Source organism: [Ruminococcus] lactaris ATCC 29176, from assembly GCF_025152405.1.
Lineage (GTDB): Bacteria > Bacillota > Clostridia > Lachnospirales > Lachnospiraceae > Mediterraneibacter > Mediterraneibacter lactaris.
This window is the reverse complement of the sequence record NZ_CP102292.1, coordinates 946,423-969,182: the sequence shown is the minus strand read 5'-3', so window position 1 is coordinate 969,182 and position 22,760 is coordinate 946,423. Positions and strand designations below refer to the sequence as shown.

The 22,760-nt window shown below is 45.5% G+C and carries 18 protein-coding genes; 1 reads left to right on the top strand and 17 read right to left on the bottom strand.

Annotation, left to right across the window (positions count from 1 at the left end):
* Positions 1-5 precede the first annotated feature (5 nt).
* Genes NQ541_RS04460 through NQ541_RS04450 form a run of 3 tightly spaced genes read right to left on the bottom strand, consistent with a single transcriptional unit; the run spans position 6 to position 3,622 of the window.
* Positions 6-1,922 carry a PTS fructose transporter subunit IIABC gene (locus NQ541_RS04460; protein WP_005609558.1) on the bottom strand — a complete coding sequence of 639 codons (1,917 nt, stop codon included), beginning with the start codon at positions 1,920-1,922 and terminating at the stop codon, positions 6-8.
* Between the two features lie 12 nt (positions 1,923-1,934).
* Entirely contained in the window at positions 1,935-2,855 is a 921-nt protein-coding gene (pfkB, locus tag NQ541_RS04455; RefSeq protein ID WP_005609557.1) for a 1-phosphofructokinase, read from the bottom strand.
* A complete protein-coding gene (locus NQ541_RS04450) occupies positions 2,852-3,622 on the bottom strand; it encodes a DeoR/GlpR family DNA-binding transcription regulator (RefSeq protein ID WP_005609556.1) in 771 nt (256 codons plus the stop codon). The genes pfkB and NQ541_RS04450 overlap by 4 nt, the downstream gene beginning before the upstream one ends.
* Before the next feature lie 234 nt (positions 3,623-3,856).
* Between NQ541_RS04450 and NQ541_RS04445 the strand changes: the two genes are divergently transcribed.
* Positions 3,857-4,054, top strand: a complete 198-nt coding sequence (locus NQ541_RS04445; protein WP_005609555.1) for a cold-shock protein — start codon at positions 3,857-3,859, stop codon at positions 4,052-4,054.
* 59 nt (positions 4,055-4,113) lie between these two features.
* Here NQ541_RS04445 and NQ541_RS13115 read toward each other — a convergent pair whose 3' ends face one another.
* The 14 genes from NQ541_RS13115 to NQ541_RS04375 all read right to left on the bottom strand — a co-directional run bounded on the left by NQ541_RS13115 (position 4,114) and on the right by NQ541_RS04375 (position 22,756).
* Positions 4,114-4,296: a hypothetical protein gene (locus NQ541_RS13115; protein WP_226969468.1), complete on the bottom strand. Its 183-nt coding sequence runs from the start codon at positions 4,294-4,296 to the stop codon at positions 4,114-4,116.
* Between the two features lie 135 nt (positions 4,297-4,431).
* Positions 4,432-4,878 carry a hypothetical protein gene (locus tag NQ541_RS04435; RefSeq protein WP_005609553.1) on the bottom strand — a complete coding sequence of 149 codons (447 nt, stop codon included), beginning with the start codon at positions 4,876-4,878 and terminating at the stop codon, positions 4,432-4,434.
* A gap of 16 nt (positions 4,879-4,894) precedes the next feature.
* Positions 4,895-6,226, bottom strand: coding sequence for a phenylacetate--CoA ligase family protein (locus NQ541_RS04430; RefSeq protein WP_005609552.1), 1,332 nt, complete (start codon positions 6,224-6,226; stop codon positions 4,895-4,897).
* A gap of 17 nt (positions 6,227-6,243) precedes the next feature.
* Positions 6,244-6,663: an ACT domain-containing protein gene (locus NQ541_RS04425; protein ID WP_044940143.1), complete on the bottom strand. Its 420-nt coding sequence runs from the start codon at positions 6,661-6,663 to the stop codon at positions 6,244-6,246.
* Between the two features lie 28 nt (positions 6,664-6,691).
* Positions 6,692-7,261 (bottom strand): indolepyruvate oxidoreductase subunit beta, encoded by a 570-nt coding sequence (locus NQ541_RS04420; protein WP_005609549.1) that lies wholly within the window; start codon positions 7,259-7,261, stop codon positions 6,692-6,694.
* Position 7,262: 1 nt separating this feature from the next.
* The gene (gene iorA, locus NQ541_RS04415; protein WP_044940140.1) at positions 7,263-9,008 is read right to left on the bottom strand and encodes an indolepyruvate ferredoxin oxidoreductase subunit alpha; all 1,746 of its coding nucleotides are present in this window, start codon (positions 9,006-9,008) and stop codon (positions 7,263-7,265) included.
* 1 nt (position 9,009) lies between these two features.
* Positions 9,010-10,320: a phenylacetate--CoA ligase family protein gene (locus NQ541_RS04410; protein ID WP_005609547.1), complete on the bottom strand. Its 1,311-nt coding sequence runs from the start codon at positions 10,318-10,320 to the stop codon at positions 9,010-9,012.
* 74 nt (positions 10,321-10,394) lie between these two features.
* Positions 10,395-13,622 (bottom strand): AAA family ATPase, encoded by a 3,228-nt coding sequence (locus tag NQ541_RS04405; protein WP_167528441.1) that lies wholly within the window; start codon positions 13,620-13,622, stop codon positions 10,395-10,397.
* A gap of 13 nt (positions 13,623-13,635) precedes the next feature.
* Complete coding sequence (locus NQ541_RS04400; protein WP_044940137.1) at positions 13,636-14,772, bottom strand: exonuclease SbcCD subunit D; 1,137 nt, start codon at positions 14,770-14,772, stop codon at positions 13,636-13,638.
* A gap of 59 nt (positions 14,773-14,831) precedes the next feature.
* Positions 14,832-16,067 (bottom strand): serine hydroxymethyltransferase, encoded by a 1,236-nt coding sequence (glyA, locus tag NQ541_RS04395; RefSeq protein WP_005609544.1) that lies wholly within the window; start codon positions 16,065-16,067, stop codon positions 14,832-14,834.
* Positions 16,068-16,131: 64 nt separating this feature from the next.
* Positions 16,132-20,685: a PolC-type DNA polymerase III gene (locus NQ541_RS04390; protein WP_005609543.1), complete on the bottom strand. Its 4,554-nt coding sequence runs from the start codon at positions 20,683-20,685 to the stop codon at positions 16,132-16,134.
* A complete protein-coding gene (gene ispG / locus NQ541_RS04385) occupies positions 20,673-21,731 on the bottom strand; it encodes a flavodoxin-dependent (E)-4-hydroxy-3-methylbut-2-enyl-diphosphate synthase (RefSeq protein WP_044940155.1) in 1,059 nt (352 codons plus the stop codon). The genes NQ541_RS04390 and ispG overlap by 13 nt, the downstream gene beginning before the upstream one ends.
* 30 nt (positions 21,732-21,761) lie before the next feature.
* Positions 21,762-22,217 carry a hypothetical protein gene (locus NQ541_RS04380; RefSeq protein ID WP_005609540.1) on the bottom strand — a complete coding sequence of 152 codons (456 nt, stop codon included), beginning with the start codon at positions 22,215-22,217 and terminating at the stop codon, positions 21,762-21,764.
* 29 nt (positions 22,218-22,246) lie between these two features.
* Positions 22,247-22,756: a COG2426 family protein gene (locus tag NQ541_RS04375; protein WP_005609539.1), complete on the bottom strand. Its 510-nt coding sequence runs from the start codon at positions 22,754-22,756 to the stop codon at positions 22,247-22,249.
* Positions 22,757-22,760 lie beyond the last annotated feature (4 nt).

Below are 22,760 nucleotides of genomic sequence, written 5' to 3'. Positions count from 1 at the left end.
ATTTTTCAATCAGCTTTCAGTGGTTTTTTCAACAAAACGATTCCTGCCATTCCCACAACTGCTCCGATCAGGATTGCTAAAAGGAACATCGGACCATGATCGATAATACCGATTACGAAAATTCCTCCGTGAGGTGCTCTTGAACCGCAGCCAAATGCCATGGAAAGGGCTCCTGCAATTGCTGAACCAACCACACATGGTGGGATGATTCTCAGCGGATCCGATGCAGCAAACGGAATCGCTCCTTCTGTGATAAAGGAAAGTCCCATAATGTAATTTGTCACGGTTGTCTGCTGTTCACTCTTTGTAAAACGGTTCTTAAAGAAAGTCGTTGCCAGAGCAATCGCGAGCGGAGGAACCATACCACCTGCCATAACTGCCGCCATCATATCGAACTGTCCGCTGGCAATTGACGCTGTGCCAAATACATAGGCTGCTTTATTGAATGGTCCTCCGAAATCGATTGCCATCATACCGCCAAGAACTGCTCCCAGTGTGATCTTACTGCCCTCTCCCATGTTCGTCAGGACATTATTAAGCCATGTATTGAATGCTCCCATCGGTGGATTTACAATAAAGATCATGATTGCTCCCATTGCTACGATCCCCAAAAACGGATACAGCAGAACCGGTTTTGTCCCCTCAAGTGCATGAGGAAGTTTTTCTAACAGTTTCTTGATCAGGACCATCAGATAACCTGCTACAAAACCCGCGATCAATGCTCCGAAAAATCCTGAAGAAACCCACTGATCTTCCGGCAGGAAAATACTTGTTCCTGCTTTTGCAAGCAGACCGCCTACAATACCGGGCATCAGTGCCGGTCTTTCCCCGATCGCCATTGCAATATATCCTGCAAGGATCGGGAACATCATTCCAAACGCTGTATTTCCGACTGTATTAAAAAACTTTGCAAGTGCAGTTCCATTTCCGAATACATCTGTTCCCGCATTTGCCCCGTCACAGATAAATGAAAGGGCGATCAGGATACCGCCACCGATAACGAACGGAAGCATATGGGATACTCCATTCATCAGTGCTTTATAAAGCTTTCTTCCAAGGCTCTCATCGCCTATGCCGGCGTTCTCTTCTCCTTTGCCATCATTATGATATACCTTTGCCCTGCCATTGATGATGTCTTCGATCAGTTCCTGTGGTTTATGGATTCCGTCTGCTACTTTCGTGACAATGACCGGCTTTCCGTCGAATCGTGCCATTCTGACTTCCTTGTCCGCTGCCACGATGATTCCGTCACAGGCAGCAATTTCTTCCGCTGTCAGGACATTTTTATCGCCACCCGAACCATTTGTCTCAACTTTGATCGTATAACCCAGCTCTTTTGCTGTATTTTCCAGACTCTCTGCCGCCATATATGTGTGGGCGATCCCGGTCGGGCATGCAGTCACTGCCAGAACACGATATCCACTGTCCGGTACATTCACTGCCTTCTCTTCCTCTGCTTCATTTTTCGCATTTTCTGCCCGATCCACAACTGCAAGGAATTCTTCTACTGTCTTTGCTTTCAGAAGATTCTGCTTAAAGGATTCATCCATTAAAAGCATGGAAAGTCTGCTCAGTACTTCAAGATGTACATTGTCTTCTGTATTCGGTGCAGCAATCAGAAATACCAGATCCACCGGCTGTCCGTCCAGTGCATCATAATCTACACCGGCAGGAATCACCATTGCTGCAAGCCCCGGTGCATTAACTGCATCGGTCTTTGCATGAGGGATTGCAATTCCTTCCCCGATTCCCGTCGTTCCTTCTTCCTCACGGGCAAAGACCCCTGCTTTATATTTTTCAACATCTGTCACATTACCGCCCTTTTCCATCAGGGCTACCATCTGTTTGATGGTCTCTTCTTTCGTCTGCGGTGTACCATTTAGTTCCACACTGCACGCCTTGAGCAAATCTGTAATCCTCATACTCATTTCCTCCTATATACCATACTCTTTTTCCGTACGTTCCAGTTTCTCTGTAATTTCTTCTCTGGTTGCAAGCCAGGATACAAAGGCTGTCGCACTTCCTGCTGCTGTCCCCAGTTCCAGTGCCTTTTCATAATCACCGGTATTCAGCCATCCTGCAAGGAATCCTGCTACCATGGAATCCCCTGCTCCAACAGAGTTGACCACCGTTCCTTTTGGTGGTTTTTTACTGCTTACAGTTCCGTCTTCCGTTACCAGGATCGCACCGTCCCCTGCCATCGATATGAGAACATTGACTGCTCCCATCTCCTGAAGTTTTTTTGCATACTCCACGATATCTGCTTCACTTTCCAGTACCTTGCCGAAGATCTCACCCAGTTCATGATTATTCGGCTTGATCAGGAACGGGTGATATTTCAGAACATTCACCAGCAGATCCTTTGTCGCATCCACCGCAATCCTGATCTCTTTTCCCTGAAGTCTTTCCATGATCCGTTCATACATATCCCCCGGAAGTGTATTCGGGATACTTCCGGCAAGTACAAGTACATCTCCTGCCGTCAGCTTATCCAGTTTCTGATAGAGTGCCTCAATCGCTGTATCTGTAATAACCGGTCCCTGTCCGTTGATCTCACTTTCCTCATTTGATTTCACTTTCACATTGATTCTGGTCAGCCCTTCTTCCAGCGGGATAAAATCCGTATAGCATCCGAATTCTTCCAGCATGGTTTCCATCTGCTCTCCGGTAAAACCGGCCTTGAATCCAAGAGCTTTGCTCTTGTGTCCCAGATTAGAAAGGATTACGGATACATTATTGCCCTTTCCACCCGGATAAATTTTTTCTGATGTTGTCCTGTTCACTTCCCCAAGTGTCAGGTCATCGACCTGAATTACATAATCAAGAGAAGGATTAAATGTTACTGTATAAATCATGCTTTCACCTCTACAATATTTTTTTCCTTTTTCAGATCCTTATCCGTAAGTTCTGTAGTGATTAATTTTGCCTGATCGAATTTTGCAAACGTAACCGGAGCGATTTGACCGATTTTACTTGAATCTGCTAGAATATAGCATGTTCTGCACCGTTCCATGGCAGCTTTTTTTATCATCGCTTCCGCAGGATCGGGCGTCGTAAACCCATGCTTTTTATCTACACCATTCGTTCCAAAAAATCCTTTTGTAAAATTATACTTTTTCAGATCCTCCACAGCCTGACTTCCGATCACCGCATCCGTTGCTCCTTTAAACATCCCTCCAACCAGATAGACAGTAATCCCTTTCTTTGTCAGGCTCTGTGCATGGGCAATCCCATTCGTCACAAATACCGCCCCACTGCCGGTCATGTATTTTAGCATCTGTGCAATACTGCTTCCCGAATCCAGATAAACAAAATCTTCTTTCTCGATCAAGGATGCCGCATACTTTCCGATCAGGGATTTTTCATCTACATTCTGTGTCATCCGCGATGTGATTTCTACATCTTTGGTTGTATAATCCATCTCCAAAGCCGTCGCCCCACCATGAACTTTCACCAGTAATCCCTTTTCCGCAAGTGCTGTCAGGTCTCTTCGGATCGTCGATTCTGAAGTTGCCAGTCTCTCCGTAAGTTCCTGCACTGTGACCGATTTTTCCTCTCCGAGCATTCTCAGAATCTCGGCAAACCGCTCTTCCGTAAGCATCTCTGCACCTCCTTCTTTCATTTCTCTGCCCTTATAATAAAATCATTTTCAGTCACAGTCAATCATTTTCAGTCATTTATTTTCACGAATAATCACTTTCGGCATTTCGCATAATTTTAGCACATTATTTTTGTGTAATTTTACAACCTCAATCAGATTTGCATTGACTTTTATTGTTAAATATGCTATTCTAAAACGGTATCGGGTTTTTGATTCCCGGTCTAACAACTTATTTTTTTATGGAGGGCAACAACAATGACAGGTACAGTAAAATGGTTTAACAACCAGAAGGGTTATGGATTCATCTCCGACTCTGAAGGAAATGACATCTTCGTTCACTATTCAGGACTGGTGATGGATGGATTCAAATCACTTGAAGAAGGTCAGGCTGTAGAGTTCGATGTAACAGAAGGAGCTAAAGGACCTCAGGCAACAAACGTAGTAAAACTTTAATCAAATATTCATTGTACCTTTTAATTATTATAGATAAGCTCAAATTTAAGATACCAGGGTCACAAGGTCTGACACCACGTGTACTCGCACACTAGTGGTAAAATGACCTTGTGACCCGCCCCAATATGAGCATAAAAGCGGGGCGTAAGCACTACGATATGCGAATGTTGGGTAGGATTGTGGGAGCACATAGTGCGTAACAATCCGTAGGTATCATAGTCGGGGGCTTTTGACCCCGACATCAAATTTAATATTAAAAGTAATACAGGAAATGAGATTAACGAAATCCCCCTGCAGATCATCAATGACCTGCAGGGGGATTTGTATTTCGTTTTTCAATTACATTTTATGGTATTTCTTCTGCTCCGGTAACCAGATCATGCTCCGCTTACATTCGACACATACGCCTGGTCTGCTTCCCAGACATCAAAGCCACTTCCTCTTAAAATATCAACAACCCTTGCCGGATCATCGGTCTTAAGAACAGCAGAAGCATCTGCCCCGTTAGCAAAAGCATACATATATTCAATATTCACATCACCTTCCACGATCTGATGCATTGCCCGGCTCAGTGAACCGGTCTCATGAGGAACTCTCAGTGCAACAACATCGGTCAGCATGGAAGTAATTCCATTTTCTTTCAATACGGCTTTTCCTTTATTCGGATCTGATACGATCATACGCAGCATTCCGTATTCGGAGGTGTCTGCAAGACTTAACGCTACGATATTGATATCATTTCCCGCCAGTACAGAAAGCACTTCATCAAGACGTCCTTCTCTGTTCTCAAGAAAAACTGATAACTGCTGAATTGTAATTCCCATTCTTCCTTTCCCCTTTCTACAGATTCCTGTTGTCGATCACACGAACTGCTTTTCCTTCGCTTCTCTGGATCGATTTCGGCTCAACCAGTTTCACTCTGACAGACACTCCAAGTGCTGTCTTCAGAATTGCTGCGATCTTATCTCTCAGTGCATCCAGTTTACGGATCTCATCTGAGAACATGCTCTCATCTACTTCCACCATAACGGTAAGTACATCCAGATTATCCTCTCTGTCTACGATCATCATATAATGTGGAGCTACCGCACCACCCATACTAAGCAGTGCTGTCTCAACCTGGGTCGGGAATACATTGACTCCACGGATCACCTTCATATCGTCTGTTCTTCCAGTGAACTTGGAAATTCTCGGAGTTGTTCTTCCGCAGGCACAACGACTGTGGTCAATGCTGGTCAGATCTTTCGTGCGGTAACGCAGAAGCGGCATTGCTTCTTTGGATAACGTTGTAAAGACAAGCTCTCCGGTTTCCCCGTCTGCACACGCTTCATTCGTTGCAGGGTTCAATACTTCAGGATAGAAATGATCCGCATTGACATGAAGTCCTGCATGATGGATACAATCCATTGCCACACCCGGTCCGGTAATCTCACATAATCCATAAATATCAAAGCAGTTGATATGAAGAATATTTTCAATTTTTTTACGCATCTCTTCTGTCCATGGTTCTGCTCCGTGGATTCCTGCCCTGATCTTCAGCCGGTCTGTCAGTCCAGCTTCCTGAATGGACTCAGCAAGATAAAGTGCATAAGATGGAGTACATGCAAATGCAGTTGCTCCAAGGTCTTCCATGACCATCATCTGACGCTTGGTATTTCCTGCTGACATCGGGATCGTCATTGCACCTAACGCTCTTGCCCCAAAATCCAGTCCAAGACCACCGGTAAAAAGTCCATATCCATAGCATACGTGCAGAATATCATCTTTTGTAAGTCCTGCCATCGTCAGACATCTTGCCACACATTCTCCCCATACTTCCACATCTTTCTGTGAATACGGTGCGATCGTCAGTTTTCCGGTAGTACCGGAAGTTCCCTGCACACGTACCACATCCGACTGCGGAATTGCAAGAAGTCCGAATGGATAATTGGCTCTCAGGTCTTCCTTCGTAGTAAAAGGAAGCTTGTTGATATCTTCAATAGAACGGATATCGCCCGGTTCTACTCCGGTCTCTTTCATTTTTTTATGGTAAAAATCCACATGGTCATATACTCTTTTTACCACATCTACAAGACGCTTGCTCTGCAGTGCTGCCATCTCGTCACTGCTCATACATTCCACTTTGGGATCCCGGATCCGTTCTTCCCAATTTTCTAATGATACTGCCGCCATCTTCGCTTCTCCTTTTTCTATAAATCTTCTTCCTCTACCAGTTTCACATCTGCCTTCTCCAGGACTTTCTGTGCCTTGTCAAAATCATCCGTATGGAATACGATCACCGGTGCTTTTCCCTCGCGGATCACAAACGAATAAATATAATTTACATTGATCTCTCCATCTGCAAGGATCGTAAGCATCCGGTTCAGGTTTCCTTTTTCATCCTTAAGCTCAGCCCCGACTACTTCCGTGATCCTTGTAACAAACCCTTTTGCTGTCAGACTTTCTTTTGCGCACTCCGGCTCATCTACTACCAGACGCATGATCCCAAATTCCGGTGTATCAAATGTGGAGATCGCACGGATATTAATATGGCTATCTGTCAATACAGAAGTCACTCTCATCATACTCCCCGGCTGGTTTTCCACAAATACTGAAAGCTGTCTGATCATCTTTTTTCTCCTTTCCCTGCACATATATTTAAAGATTAAATCCAACCTCAAATGCCTTTTTATTGATCTCAATCGTCTTCGGAGGTACAGTCTTTTCGATCACTTCATACCACTGTTCTTTTGTGAAATCCATATGCTGTGCGGCGATTCCAAGAACGATCAGGTTAAAGACTCGTGGATTTCCAAGCTTTCTGGATTCTTCTGTGGCATCTACTTTATATACTTTGTATTCCTTTTCCAGATCCTCAATGATATGATCCGGATATTCTGCATTTCCGATCACAACCGGCATCGGATCGATTCTCCAGTCATTTACGATCAGAGCCCCATCTTTTTTCAGAAAATGTGCATAACGGAGTGCCTCCAGTCTCTCAAATGCGATCAGGACATCTGCCTGTCCCTCTTCTACGATCGGCTCTGCAACCTTGTCACCATAACGGACAAATGTTACAACACTTCCGCCTCTCTGTGCCATGCCGTGTACTTCTGAAAGCTTGACATCATATCCGCCTGCGATGGTCAGCCCTCCCAGGATCCGGCTCGTAAGAAGGGTTCCCTGTCCGCCGACACCGACGATCATAATATTTTTTACTGCCATCTTATTCGCCCTCCTTTACAAGTTCTATCACATTAAATTTACACAGTTTTTCGCACAGTCCGCATCCAGTACACATCGTATCATCAATATGAACACTTCCGTCTGCATTCTTTGTCATGGCCGGACATCCCGGTTTCATGCAGAGACCGCATTTCTTACACTGATCTTCATGTGCCAGATACAATGGCTTCTTTCTCTTGTCAAGCAGAACACAAGGAGTCTTTGTGATGATAACAGATACTTCATCCCTTGCCACTTCTTCTTTAATCGTCTTCTGAAGCAATTCGATATCAAATGCATTCACTACATTGACATGCTTCACTCCGACTGCATGACATAATTCCGGAATATCAATGGCATAAGTCGGATCTCCCTGCAATGTCTTTCCGGTTGCGGAGTGATCCTGATGTCCGGTCATTCCTGTCGTGGAATTATCCATGATGATCACTGTTCCGGTCGCTTTGTTGTAAACCATATTCATCAGTGAATTAACACCTGTATGCATGAAAGTAGAATCACCGATCACGGCAACCCAGTTCTTGATATACTCTTTTCCTTTTGCCTTCTCCATTCCATGAAGTGTGGAAATACTTGATCCCATACACATCGTTGTATCGATGACACTCAGCGGTGCAACTGCACCTAATGTATAACATCCGATATCACCTGCTGCATGCATTTTCAGACGGTTCAGGACAAAGAATACACTTCTGTGCGGACATCCCGGACAGAGGATTGGCGGTCTTCCCGGTGCTTTTGCAGGCTCTTTCAGTTCCAGTTCCTGCTTCAGAATCGCTTTACGGAGCATATTGGCACTGTATTCTCCCTGTACTGTGAAGATTTCCTTGCCAATCGCCTGGATTCCCCAGGATTTTACCTGCGTCTCGATCACCGGATCCAGTTCCTCTACAATATAGAGTGTATCAACTTTTTCTGCAAAATCTTCGATCAGCTTTCTTGGAAGCGGATTCACCATTCCCAGCTTCAGTACAGACGCCTCCGGCAATGCTTCTTTTACATACTGATATGGGATTCCACTGGTAATAACTCCAATCTTGGTATCGTTCATCTCAACTCTGTTGATCGGAAGGGTATTAGCTGCCTCTGCCAGTTCCCTGTTCAGACGTTCGATCTCAATATGTCTCTGCTTTGCATTTCCCGGCATCATGACATTTTTCTGAATATTCTTTATATATTCCTTATCTTCTATATTTTCACGCTCACAAAGCTCAACCAGTCCTTGTGAATGTGCCAGTCTCGTTGTCGTTCTGAAAATAAACGGACGGTCGAATTTCTCACTGAGTTCAAAAGCTGCCTTAAAGAAATCTTTTGCCTCTGCACTGTCCGAAGGTTCGATAACCGGGATCTGTGCTGCCCTTGCAACCATTCTTGTATCCTGCTCGTTCTGAGAGCTGTAAAGTCCCGGATCATCCGCAACAACAAGAACAAGTCCACCGTTTACTCCCATATAAGATACTGAATAGAGCGGATCTGCTGCCACATTCAGTCCTACATGCTTCATACAGGCCATGGAACGCACACCTGCGATGCTTGCACCTACCGCTACCTCTGTAGCAACCTTCTCGTTCGGTGCCCATTCTTCATATACATCATCCCTGTACTGGACAAGGTATTCACTGATCTCAGTACTCGGAGTTCCCGGATATGCGGAAGAAACTTTTACTCCCGCCTCGTATGCTCCGCGGGCAATCGCTTCATTTCCGAGCATAATTACTTTTTCTGCCATTTTACAGTCCATCCTTTCGTAAATCTGTCACACGTTTTGCTTTTCCCTCAAACCGCTGCAGAGAGTTCGGTGCAACCAGCCGGATCTGTGTTGCAAGTCCAAGCTGGGACTTTAATCTTGTCTTGATCCGGTTCTCCAGTTCACTCAACTGTCCATAACTGTCCAGAAGACGGTCATCGATCAGTTCTACCGTGATAGTCATCACATCCAGACGGTTCTTACGCTCTACCAGAATTTCATAATGTGGTCCGATCTCATCAATCTTGAACAGAACTTCCTCGATCTGTCCCGGGAATACATTCACACCGCGGATCACAAGCATATCATCGGCACGTCCTGAAAGATTCTCCATCCTGACTGTCGTTCTTCCACATTTACACGGTTCGTACATCAGTCTTGTCAGATCTCCTGTGCGGTATCTTACAAGCGGAAGTGCTTCTTTTCCAAGGCAGGTCACTACCAGTTCCCCAAGTTCTCCCGGTGGAAGAACCTCCTCAGTCTCAGGATCAATGACTTCCGGGATAAACCAGTCTTCGTTAATATGCATACCACAAAGCTCCGTACATTCCCCTGCAACTCCCGGTCCGCAAAGCTCACTCATACCATAATTCTGGGTACAGACAAACTGATCGCCCCAGACTTTATGCATCTCATCACGCATCGGCTCTGTCATGCCTTCCCCGCCGAACAAACCGATATGGATCTTCAGATCCTTAGAAGGATCAATTCCCCGGTGACGCAGTTCTTCTCCTAAATGCAGTGCATACGATGGCGTTGCCACAAGAAGGGTCACCCCCATATCCTGAAGGAACATGATCTGCTTATTTGTATTGCCCGAAGACATCGGGATCACCGCCGCTCCGATCTTTTCCAGTCCACCATGAAGCCCCAGTGCTCCTGTAAATGTACCGTATCCAAATGAGATCTGTGCCACATCATCCGCAGTGGCACCGCCCATACAGGCCAGTCTTGCCACATTATTCAGCCAGATATCCAGATCATTTCTTGTATATCCGACCACAGTTGGCTTGCCGGTTGTTCCTGAACTTGCATGATAACGCACGATTTCCTTTTTATCTACCGCAAAAAGTCCATCCGGATAATGATCTCGAAAATCTGCTTTATATGTAAAAGGCAGCTTTTTCAGGTCTTCCAGCGTCTGAATATCTTCCGGTTTCACTCCGGCTGCATCCATCTTATCACGATAAGGTTTTACTCTGTCGTAAATATAGCTGACAGTCGTCTTCAGCTTATCTAACTGGATCTTTTCGATCTCTTCTCTTGGCAGAGTTTCTTCCTTTGCCCATATCATTCCTTTGTACCTCCTTTTTAAGCATTCGCTTCTCTTAAGTATATCATAATACTTTTCCGAGTTAAAGCATGAAATTATATAATTTCAATCCTGCTGCCTAATTTTTCTCCGCCCCGCTCTTTCGTCACGATTATCTTATTTTCGATCCGTTCTTTCAGTTCAGCCACATGAGAAATGATCCCCACACTGCGGTTTCCCTGCGTCAGATTTCCCAATGCCTTGATTGCCTGCTCCAGTGCTTCCTCATCCAGAGAACCGAAACCTTCATCCACGAACATTGCCTCCAGGCAGATTCCTCCCGCATTGGCCTGGATTTCATCTGACAGCCCCAGTGCCAGCGACAGAGATGCCTGGAATGACTCTCCACCGGACAGGGTTTTAACACTCCGCTCACTGCCGTTGTAGTGATCGATCACATTTAATTCCAGACCGGATTTTCCTTTTTTATCTTCCGGTGCTTTCTGTCTTTTTAACTCATACTGTCCACTGCTCATTGTCATGAAACGCAGATTTGCACGTCGTAAAATCCGGTCAAAATATGCCATCTGAATATAGGTCTCCAGTTCTACTTTCTGCTTGCCATTCAGATTGCCGCCTGCCGTATCGGCAAGTGACTTCATCCATACATACTTCTTTTCTACTTCTTCCAGCAGATCTCTCTGTACATTAACTTTATCATAGATTTCCCGGTTTCCTGAATACCTGACATAAAGTTCTTTTTTTTCTTCTGCCATCTGGCTTTTTTCTTCTGTCATCCGGCTTTTCTCTTTCAGGATTTCTTCTTCATTTACATCTTCCAGTTGTTCAAGCTGTACCCGGATTGTCTGAATCGTGGCCTCATTTTCTGCTTTTTTCTGCAGAATCTGCTCATATTCCTGCTGGTTTTTCTGCTGTAGAGCTTTCAGCTTTTTCTGTTCTTCCTGCTTCTGTAGGATCTGCTCCTTTAAGATTTCCTCTCTTTCACTCTCAGCCCCATTCTTTTCCTGCTCTTCTTTGATCCGTTCTTCTACAGATTTTTTCTCTGCCTGAAGCTGCACAGTCTTTTCTTTCTCCTGCTCCACGATTGCCCGGAGTCGCCCTTCTTCTTTTTTCAGCTCCTCCCGTCTTTGGATTTCCTGTTCTACAGCAGATTTTTTTTCTGAGATTTCTCCGGTGCAGGATTTTAACCGTTTCATTGCCGATACAGTCAGTTCCTGAACTTCACTATCTTTCAGAGAGTCAGATTTTCTCTTTTCATCTTTCTCCATTTTCCCGAGAATCTGACAGAGAATTTCTCTTGCACTGCTCTTTTGTGCCTGGGCTTCTGCCATCTTTTTTTCCTGCTCATGAAGTAACTGCTCCACCTGAAGCTGTTCTGCTTTTTTCTGTTCTTCTGCCTTTACAAGCTTCTCTCTCTGAACAAGTGTCTCCTCTGCTTTTTTCAGTTCCTCTCCACAGGTTCTGATTTCTTTCTGCAGCCGTTCTTTTACCCACTCTGCATCTTCCAAATGATAGCCTGCATCTTTTTCCATCTGCTCTGCTTTTTTCTTCAGTCGCTCCAGTTGTTCTTTCAGGCTGCCTGCCATTGCACTGTAATTTCTGACATTTTTTTCTGCCTCATCCGCTGCCGCCTTCTTCTGATCTACGCTTTCTTTGGAAATTTCCTCGCTACATTTTTCTGCAAGAACCGGATGATGAACTGAACCACAGACCGGACATGCCATTCCTTCTTTCAGCCCTTCTGCAAGAATTCCTGCCTGCGTATCCAGGAACAGACGGAACTCTCTTTCGTATGCTTCTTTTACCGGAAGATAGTTTTCTCTTGCTTTCAAATAACGTCCGGTTGTAAATTCCAGCTTTTTCTGCAACGAGCTTTGTTCTTCTTTCGCCTCGATCAGCCGTTCTGCCTGGTTCAACTGTACAGTCAGATTATTCTTTTTCTGATACAGACTCAGACGGATCTCCCCGGCATCCCCGGATTTTTCTATCTCCTCTCCCATTTTTTTGAGCATTTCCTTCCGGTTATCCAGTTCTTCCTGCAACTGCCTCATTTTTTCTGTCAGTGCAGCTTCTTTTTTCATCCTCGTGCCATATGCATCTTTTGCAGATTCCAGCCGGTCTGCCTGTTCCTGCAGATTTGCAAGCTGTCCGCAATATTTCTCTCTCACTGCCTCCAAAGCTCCAAAACGATCCAGTTCTCTTTGAAGCTGCTCTTTTTGTGCAGTATGCTCCTGACACTTTTTCTGCACTTTTTCCAGTTCTTCTCCCAGCTTTTCCGCTTTCTGCCCCAGCGTTTCAATCCTCAGGATTCTTTCCATCCGTTCCCGGATTTTACGGATTTCTCCTTCCAGCTCTTCCGCCTTCCTTTGCAGTTCCGGATTCTTTTTCCGCTCTTCTTCCGCTTTCCCGGCTGCCTGCAGGAGCGGTTCTCTCTGCTCTTCCTGCAATCGCAGAGAAGACTCCAGTTCCTGCTTCTGCATACATTTCTGTAGTCTCTTTTCTGACTCTGAAATGCTTTCTTCCAGCACTTTTTCTTTCTGTTCAAGCTGCATCAGAAATTCTTTTTCTCTCTCCGTCAGTTCCAGTAACAGCTCCAGTCCTTCCACAACTCTTCCATCAAACCCGGACTTTTTCATCTCTTCCAGTTTCTCTGTGAGTTCTTCTGCCTCCTGTCCGTAACGGATTCCGTTCAGATACTGGCTGATACTTCTTCTCAGCTCATCATACTGCTTCCATTGCATTTTCACCGCATCTTTCAGCTTCAACTGAAGGCTCTGATATAATTCTGTATGGAACAACTGCCGGAAGATCTCTCCACGCTGTGCTGTTCCTGCCAGCAGAAGCTTCTGGAAATCTCCCTGTGCGATCATGGCGATCTGCGTGAACTGCCTGTAATCCAGTCCCAGAAGTTCCGTGACTGCCCTGGTGACTTCTTTCGCTTTCGTTACCGGCAGGCGTTCATCCGGGTACACTAGCGTGGCATCGGATTTTCTTACTGTATAACCCGTTCCCCTCTTTTTTCGTGCCAGATATTCAGGATTTCGTATCACCTGATAAGATTTTCCACGCCACGAGAAAAGAAACTCCACATACGTTTCTATCTCTTCCGCAGCATACTTACTGCGGAACATGGCTGAATCTCTGACCTGACCACTTGCCTCCCCGTACAGGGCAAAGGTGATCGCATCAAAAATTGTCGTTTTTCCTGCCCCTGTATCCCCGGTGATCAGATAGATTCCCTGTCCCCCGAGCTTTGTAAAATCAATCTCTGTCCTGCCTGCATATGGTCCAAATGCACTGATGACCAGTTTCTCAGGTTTCATCTGATCTCTCCTTTCATAGTTCATTCTCCTTCAGTTTCCCGATCAGTCCACTGACAAACTCTCTCTGTTCCTGTAACATGGGATGGTTATTCTGAAGTTCAAAAAATTCTTCAAAGTATTCCAGCTCACTTTTCTCTTCTGCCACCTGTGCCTCTGTGATCTCTTTTGCTTCTCTTGTCCTCTGATTATCATATTCTAATTGCATGAGGTTTGGATAGATCGTCCGCAACTTCTGCATTCCATCGACAACATCCTCTTCATCCGTAAGAATCATCCTGACATAATCTTCTGTATTGGTATCTTCATAAAATTCCCTGGATGAAACTTCCAGATAACTTCCCCTGATACTCCTCAGATCCCGGAGCGGTAAAAGACCGATCTCCCGGATCTCGGTTGTTCCTTTTTCTTTCAGTTCCACAACCGTCACTGACTTTTTCTGTCCACACTCGGAAAAAGAATATTTCAGTGGTGTTCCGCAATATCGCATTTTTCCATTTTTAAAATTCTGCGGACTGTGGATATGTCCCAGTGCTGTATAGTCAAACTCCTGAAATGTCTCTGCTGCGATCTGATCTACACCTCCGACCGAAACTTCTTCAGAATCGCATCTTGCCGCACCGGTTACAAACTGATGTGCAAGAAGCACGTTTCTCTTTGTCGGATCAATCTGCATATGCTTCACCGCACAGGAAACCGCATCCTGATAAGAAGTAATCTCTTCCTCAGGAAATACATGACGTACCACTGCCGGCTTCAAAAATGGAAGAAGATGGATCCACACTTCCCCATATTCATCTTTCATACAATATTTCACCGGTTCTCCATCATAGACCGGTGAAAAGATTACCTGGCTTTCCATCATTAGCTGCGAACCAAATGCCAGTCTTTCTGCCGAATCATGATTTCCACTGATCAGAAAAACCGGCACTTTTTTCTGTGCCAGAGAAGTCAAAAACCCGTCCAGAACCCTCACTGCATCTGAGGGCGGAACGGGTTTATCATAAATGTCACCGCAGATCAATACTGCATCCGGTGCTTCCTTCTCTATGATGGAGGTAATCTGATCTAAAATATATCTCTGATCTTCCAGCATGGAAAACTCGTTCACTCTTTTTCCAATATGCAGATCGGATAAATGAATCAGCTTCAAACTGCTACCTCCGTATTCTTTTTATTCTCTTTTATTTGTTCTTAACAGATTCTGTCTTCTTAACAGAGCGGATATTTTGCTGTAAGCTCAGCTACCATGGCTTTCGCTTTTTCTACATTATCTTCGCTCTCGATCACCATAGCGATGATCTCTGCGATCTTATCCATATCCTCTTCCTTCATGCCACGGGTCGTAACAGCCGGAGTTCCCAGTCTCACACCACTTGTCACAAACGGAGAACGTGGATCATTCGGGATTGTATTCTTATTGGCTGTCACATGAGCATCATCCAGACGCTTCTCCAGCTCTTTTCCGCTGATATCTGTACCGGACAGATCTACCAGCATCAGATGGTTATCTGTATCACCTGATACGATCTTAACTCCTCTGCTCTTTAAGCCATTGCAAAGAGCCTTTGCATTCCTGACAACCTGCTCCATATAAGTCTTATATTCCGGCTGAAGTGCTTCTTTGAAGCATACTGCCTTTCCTGCGATCACATGCATCAGCGGACCACCCTGGATGCCTGGGAATACAGCCTTATTGAAGTTGAACTTTTTGTTCATCTCCTCACTGCACATAATCATTCCGCCTCTTGGACCACGAAGTGTCTTATGCGTTGTCGTCGTCGTTACGTGGGCATACGGGATCGGACTTGGATGAAGTCCTGTTGCTACCAGTCCTGCGATATGTGCGATATCTACCATCAGGTATGCTCCCACCTCATCAGCGATCTCACGGAAACGCTTGAAATCGATCGTTCTTGCATAAGCACTTGCTCCCGCTACGATCAGCTTCGGCTGATGCTCTTTTGCAATCCGCAGTACCTCATCATAATCAATCACACCATCTTCATTGACACCATAATGTGCCACATCAAAATACTTTCCTGACATATTAACCGGTGAACCATGAGTCAGGTGTCCGCCATGATCCAGATTCATTCCCATGATCTTGTCTCCCGGCTCAAGCATGGCGAACATAACTGCCATATTTGCCTGTGCACCGGAATGTGGCTGAACATTGACATATTCACAGCCGAACAGCTTCTTTGCTCTCTCTCTTGCAAGATCTTCCACAACATCCACGCACTGACATCCGCCATAATATCTTTTTCCCGGATATCCCTCTGCATATTTATTCGTCAAAGGACTTCCCATCGCTGCCATAACTGCTTTACTTACCCAGTTCTCTGATGCGATCAGCTCAATATGGGAGTTCTGTCTCTCCATCTCTGCTTTTATCGCATCTGCAATCTCAGGATCCGTCTTCGTAATTTCATCGAAATCGTACATTCTCTATTTCCTCCACTATACTTTACTCCGCAAAAGCGTTATGCACATTATAGCACAGCACCCTTTAAAAATCAAACAACGATAACTGATTGCTCTTCGGCAGATTTCCAAACAGTCCCAGCTCCGACATCAGATCGATCACTGTCTTGCTGACTTTTGTCCGCTGCCGGAAATCATCCAGTGACAGATACGGCCCGTCCTTTCCCGCCTCTTCGACTGCCTCCGCAGCTTTATCTCCCATGCCTTCAATGCTTGCAAAGGACGGCATCAGTTTTCCGTCCACGATCTGAAACATTTTTGCTTTCGCCTTATAAAGATCCACCGGAACAAACTCAAACCCACGGGCATACATCTCCTGCACGATCTTCATATCTTTCATCGTATCCTGCTCTTTTTTCGTCAGGGTATCACTGCGTCGCTTATAATCTTTCATATAATAATCCAGCTTCTCTCTCCCCTGACACATGATCTCATAAGAGAATGCGTCCGCACGGATACTGAAGTAAGCTGCATAATATGCCAGCGGATAATTGATCTTGCAGTATGCAATCCGGTATGCCATCATAACATAAGCTGCGGCATGAGCTTTCGGGAACATATAACTGATCTTTTTGCACGACCAGATATACCAGTCCGGCACATTCTGTGCCTTCATCGCCTCTTCCCATTCCGGTTTCAGTCCTTTTCCCTTTCGCACACTTTCCATGATCGTAAATGCGAGAGCACTTTCCACGCCCTGATTAATCAGGTAGATCATGATATCATCACGGGTACAGATTGCGGTAGAAATCGTTGCCGTCCCTGATTTGACAAGCTCCTGTGCATTTCCAAGCCATACATTTGTCCCGTGGGACAGACCGGAAATACGGATCAGGTCTGACAGGGTCTGAGGCTTGGTATCCTGCACCATCTGGATAACGAAATCTGTACCAAACTCCGGGATTCCCAGACTTCCGATCTTACATCCGTCGATATCCTCCGGTTTAATTCCCAGTACTTCTGTTCCGTGGAACAGCTCGATCACCCGCTTATCGTCCAGGGGGATCTCTGTCGCAATGAACGGATGCTCTGCATTGTACTCATTCGGCATGGCATCCGAGGTGATATAATCTTCCAGCGTTCGGATCATGGTCGGATCATCATGTCCGAGAATATCGAGCTTTAAAAGGTTATGGTCAATGGAATGATAATCAAAATGGGTCGTAGTGATCCCGCACTCCATATCATTGGCAGGATGCTGCACCGGTGTAAACTCATTGATACTGTGACCATGCGGAAGTACAACGATTCCTCCCGGATGCTGCCCGGTACTTCTGCGGATTCCGGTACACCCTTCCGTCACACGCTCAATCTCACATCTTCTTTTCCTCTGTCCACGCTCTTCATAATAATTTTTCACAAATCCGTAGGCAGTCTTGTCCGCCAGTGTTCCGATCGTTCCGGCTTTGAACGTATGTCCCTCACCAAACAATACTTCTGTATATTTATGAGCTTTTGCCTGATAATCTCCTGAAAAGTTCAGGTCGATATCCGGCTCTTTATCCCCCTTAAATCCAAGGAATGTCTCGAATGGGATGTCAAATCCCGCCTTGATCAGCTTCGCTCCGCACTTCGGACACATACGGTCAGGCATATCATATCCACAGCCTCCTGCAAAAGCACGTACTTCCTCGGAATCGAAATCACTGTAATGACATTTTTCACAATAATAATGTGGACTGAGTGGATTTACCTCCGTAATTCCTGACATCGTTGCTACAAACGAAGATCCTACTGATCCACGTGAACCAACCAGGTATCCGTCCGCATTGGACTTCCATACCAGTTTCTGTGCAATGATATACATAACGGCATATCCGTTGGAAATAATGGAATTTAATTCCTTTTCCAGTCTGGAAGAAACCTGTACCGGCAGGTCTTCCCCGTACATCTCATGAGCTTTCCTGTAACAGATATCTCTCAGTTCCTGATCCGAATCCTGAATGACCGGCGGGCATTTGTTCGGATTGACCGGCGAGATCTTTTCTATCATTTTTGCGATCTTCTGCGGGTTGTCAATGACCACTTCTCTTGCCTTTGCAGATCCAAGATAGGCAAATTCTTCCAGCATCTCATCGGTTGTCCGCAGGAACAGCGGTGGCTGGGTATCCGCATCATCAAATCCTTTTCCCGCCATGATGATCCTTCGGTAGACTTCATCTTCCGGGTCAAGGAAATGCACATCACACGTTGCCACGACCGGCTTTTTGAACTGCTCACCCAGTTCTACGATCTTCCGGTTGATCTCCTGCAGATCCTCCTCTGAATTGACATTTTTCACCTTGCTGCTCCCGATCATAAACCGGTTATTACCGATCGGCTGGATCTCATAATAATCATAAAAGTCCGCAAGTTCCGCAATGGTTTCTGCCGGCCTTTCTTCCAGGATTGCCTTATACAGCTCACCCGCTTCACATGCACTTCCGATGACCAGCCCCTCCCGATGCTCATTGAGCAGACTTTTCGGGATTCTCGGCCGTCTTCCATAATAGGTCATATGAGATTCTGAAATAAGCTGGTACAGATTGTATCTTCCGATGTCATTTTTCGCAAGAATGATGATATGATGCGTTGCCATTTTGCGGATCGCATTCACATTCCGCTCTCCAAACCGGTTGATGCCCTTAAGATCTGTAATATGATCCTTCTTCAGCATCTCTACAAATTTCACAAAAATCTCCGCTGTCGCCCCTGCATCATCTACCGCACGGTGATGGTTTTCCAGGGAAATCCCCAGTGTCTTCGCCACCAGGTTCAGCTTATATTTTGACAGCGTCGGCAAAAGAACTCTCGCCATTGCCACCGTATCCACATAAGTAAATCTGTATTCTATCTCCTGATACCGGCAGTTCTGTTCAATAAATCCCACATCGAACGAAGCATTATGGGCAACCAGGACTCCATCCCCGACAAATTCCAGGAACTGTGGAAGTACATTCTCAATCGGATCCGCTTCCAGTACCATTTCATCCGTAATACTGGTCAGATTCGTGATCTCAAACGGGATCGGACGCTGCGGATTGACAAACGTACTGAACCGGTCCACGATCTCTCCGTTTACAACTTTCACTGCCCCGATCTCAATGATCTTATCCCGGATGGCACTAAAACCGGTCGTCTCAATGTCGAACACAATATACGTGTCATCCAGCGTCTGCGTTCCTGCATGAACCGCGATCTTGGTCAGGTCATCTACTACATAGCCTTCCACCCCGTAAAGTACCTTAAACGGATCGTCCTTGTCCAGTGTCTCAATATAGTGGTTGGCATCCGGGAATGCCTGTGCTACCCCGTGATCCGTGATCGCAATAGCAGGGTGTCCCCAGTCATGAGCCCTCTTTACGATATCTTTTACTTCTGAAACACCATCCATATCACTCATTTTGGTATGGCAGTGGAGTTCCACTCTCTTTAACGGGTTCAGATCCTCTCGTTTGACCGTGAAATCACCGATTTTTTTTATTCCGGTGACAGATCCGATCGTCAGTTCCCCGTCAAACTTATCAATGGTAGTGACTCCTTTGATCTTGACAAAACCGCCTTTTTTCAGACTTCCGAGAATCTCTGCCAGTTGCTCATTTTTAATGAACATTTTCACGCTGATCGTATCTGTAAAATCACTGACCGCAAAAATGATGATCGTCCGTTCATTCTTGATCTCACGGGTATCCAGACTGATGATCTTACCATGAAAGGTAATTTCTCCCATTTCTTCCACGACCTGATCCAAGCGGATCGGCTCATCTTCAAAATTCCTGCCATAGATGAGGTTCGGATCATCTCCCAGCTTCAGTGGGCGTACATAATCTTTCTTTTTAAATTCCTTCTTCTGAAATTCTTTTCTCCTGCCTGATGGTTCCTTTCCTGCAGCAGCTTTTTCTTTTCCACCTGCTGCCTTTTCACCCGGTTCGGCCTGCCTCTTCTTTGTATCTGATCCTATTTCCTGATTTTCCGCTGCCCTCTCAGGTTCTTCACCACGCTGCCTTGCACGACGTTCAAAGATCGCATTGATTTCCTGCTGAATCCGCTGCTCATCGTACTCTCTTGTGCCTTCCTGATCCGTCTCTTTATAAGCTACCAGTAATTTTGCATCTATGCGGAACCGTTCCCGCAGAACCCGTTCCACCAGTGTGACGATTTCTTCTTTCCGTCCTTCTGATACGATCGTGTCCAGCAGTTCCAGGTGGATCAGATTTCCCTCTTCAAACCGGAGATCTGCCCTTGCAAACATATTTGCAGCAAGTACACTGGTCTGCCGCAGCTCTTCGATCAGACTTTCCCTGTACTCCGTCAGAATCGCCTGTGGCGTATAAAGCTCCGACAGTTGAAACTCTTCCACGATTTCGATCTTTACTGCGGCTCTTCCAAATAACTGTTCCTTGATCCGCTGTTCCATCAGCCAGATCTGCTTCTTCTGTATCAGATGCCTGCAAAGGATATGTATATGCAGAAAATCACGACCTGAATTAGTCGTGATCTTCTTAACTTCTACATCCGAAAAGAGCATCTGCAGTTCGTTCCCGACTTTCAGCGTCGGAAATACATTAAAAAATACTTTTTCACTTTTTACCTGTTCCAATTCAACAACTCCTGTCGCAATGTATCGAGAAGTTCCTCTTCTTTTACTTTTTTAATGACCTGTCCCTTTTTAATCAGCAGTCCTTCGCCGATTCCACCGGCAATACCGATATCTGCCTCTTTCGCTTCTCCTGGACCGTTCACCACACATCCCATAACTGCAACTTTGATATCATCCAGTGGAATGTCTGCAACCATTTTCTCCACCTCATTTGCAAGGTGAATCAGATTGATCCTGGTTCTGCCACAGGTCGGACAGGAAACGACTTCGATTCCGCCTTTCCTGAGTCCCAGAGTCTTAAGAATCAGCTTTGCTGTACGGATCTCCTCCACCGGATCTCCTGTCAGAGACACACGGATCGTATTTCCGATCCCTTCATACAGGATAATTCCCAGTCCGACAGAAGATTTTACATTCCCTGAATATACGGTACCGGATTCTGTAATTCCGACATGAAGCGGATAAGGACATTGTTCCGCAATCAGTTCATGTGCTTTGACGCACATCAGAACATCCGAAGACTTGATACTGACCACCAGATTGTCATACCCCATCTCCTCGATCATATGCACTTTATCCAAAGCACTCTCTACAATTCCCTCTGCGGTGACTCCGCCATATTTCTCAATTAACGGCTTCTCCAGTGATCCGCTGTTCACCCCGACACGAATCGGCACACCGTATTCTTTTGCCTTGTCAACTACCGCCTGAACCCGTTCTTTTGTACCGATATTTCCAGGATTGATCCGGATCTTGTCGGCTCCGTTCTCAATGGCTGCGATTGCAAGCCGGTAATCAAAATGAATATCTGCAACCAGCGGAATATGGATCTGCTTTTTGATCTCTTTTAACGCTTCCGCTGCCTCCCTTGTCGGAACAGTACACCGGATGATCTCACATCCTGCTTTTTCCAGCCTATGTATCTGCTCAACAGTACCCTTTACATCTTCGGTCCTTGTATTGGTCATAGACTGGATCGCAACCGGGTGATTCCCACCGATCACTACATCACCGATCCGAATCTCTTTTGTCTGATTTCTATACAATTTCTTCATCCTTTCAAAAGCTCTGTCCGGTCAGTCTTCTTCACGGACAAAGGTCTTCTGGCTTCCATATTCCATCTCTGTCAGTGTCAGCACCTGTTCATCCACACTGTATTCATATGTGCCTTCCATCACATCTGCGATATCTCTCAGATCCTGCTCTGTCAAATCTTTCGTTTCTTCTGCCGCTTTTTCAAGTTCTTCGTCTTTTATATGAACCGCAAACCTTTTTGTATTCCTGTCCATTGAATATTCAACAGGAATTGTCACGGTCTCTGCCTCCAGTGCCTGCGTGATCTCCATCACTCCGTCACTCTTGATATGAAGTACCATTCCGTTCTCTGTATCACTCCAGGTTCCTTCCAGTGGGTTTGCAGTAAAAAGCTTTGTCAGGAAGAAAATACCGATCAGAAGGATCAGTACTGTTGTCACTGCCATTACGACACTCCATATCGTATCTCTTCCTTTTTCATTCTGTTCCATCAGCATTGTTCGTGCCTCCTTTTCCTGCCATTAGTTTAACCAAATATTCCTCCAACGATTCCATAAGAAATGATCGTCATGATACATGCTGCAAGGCATACACCGATCACGATCGCCGGAAACGCTTTTCTGAAACGGATTCCAAGCAGGGCTGCGATCAATGCCCCTGTCCAGGCACCTGTGCCTGGAAGTGGAATACCCACAAATGCAACCAACCCCCAGAACTCATATTTTTCAATATTGGCACTCTGGCTCATCGCCTTTTTTTCAAGCTTTTCCACAACCGGCTTCAACCTCTTTGTTCCTTTCATCCAGTCAAAAATCTTTGTGATCAGAAGCAGGATAAAAGGAATCGGCAGCAGATTTCCGATGATACCGACCGGAATCGCACGCCACATCGGGATATTCAGAAATGCCGGTCCTGCCGCAAGCAGTCCCCCACGCAATTCCAGGATCGGAACCATCGAGATGATAAAAAGGATCAGCTCTTTTCCAACCTTTCCTCCGAGATTTGTTACAAACCAGTTGATCAATACATCACTCATCTAA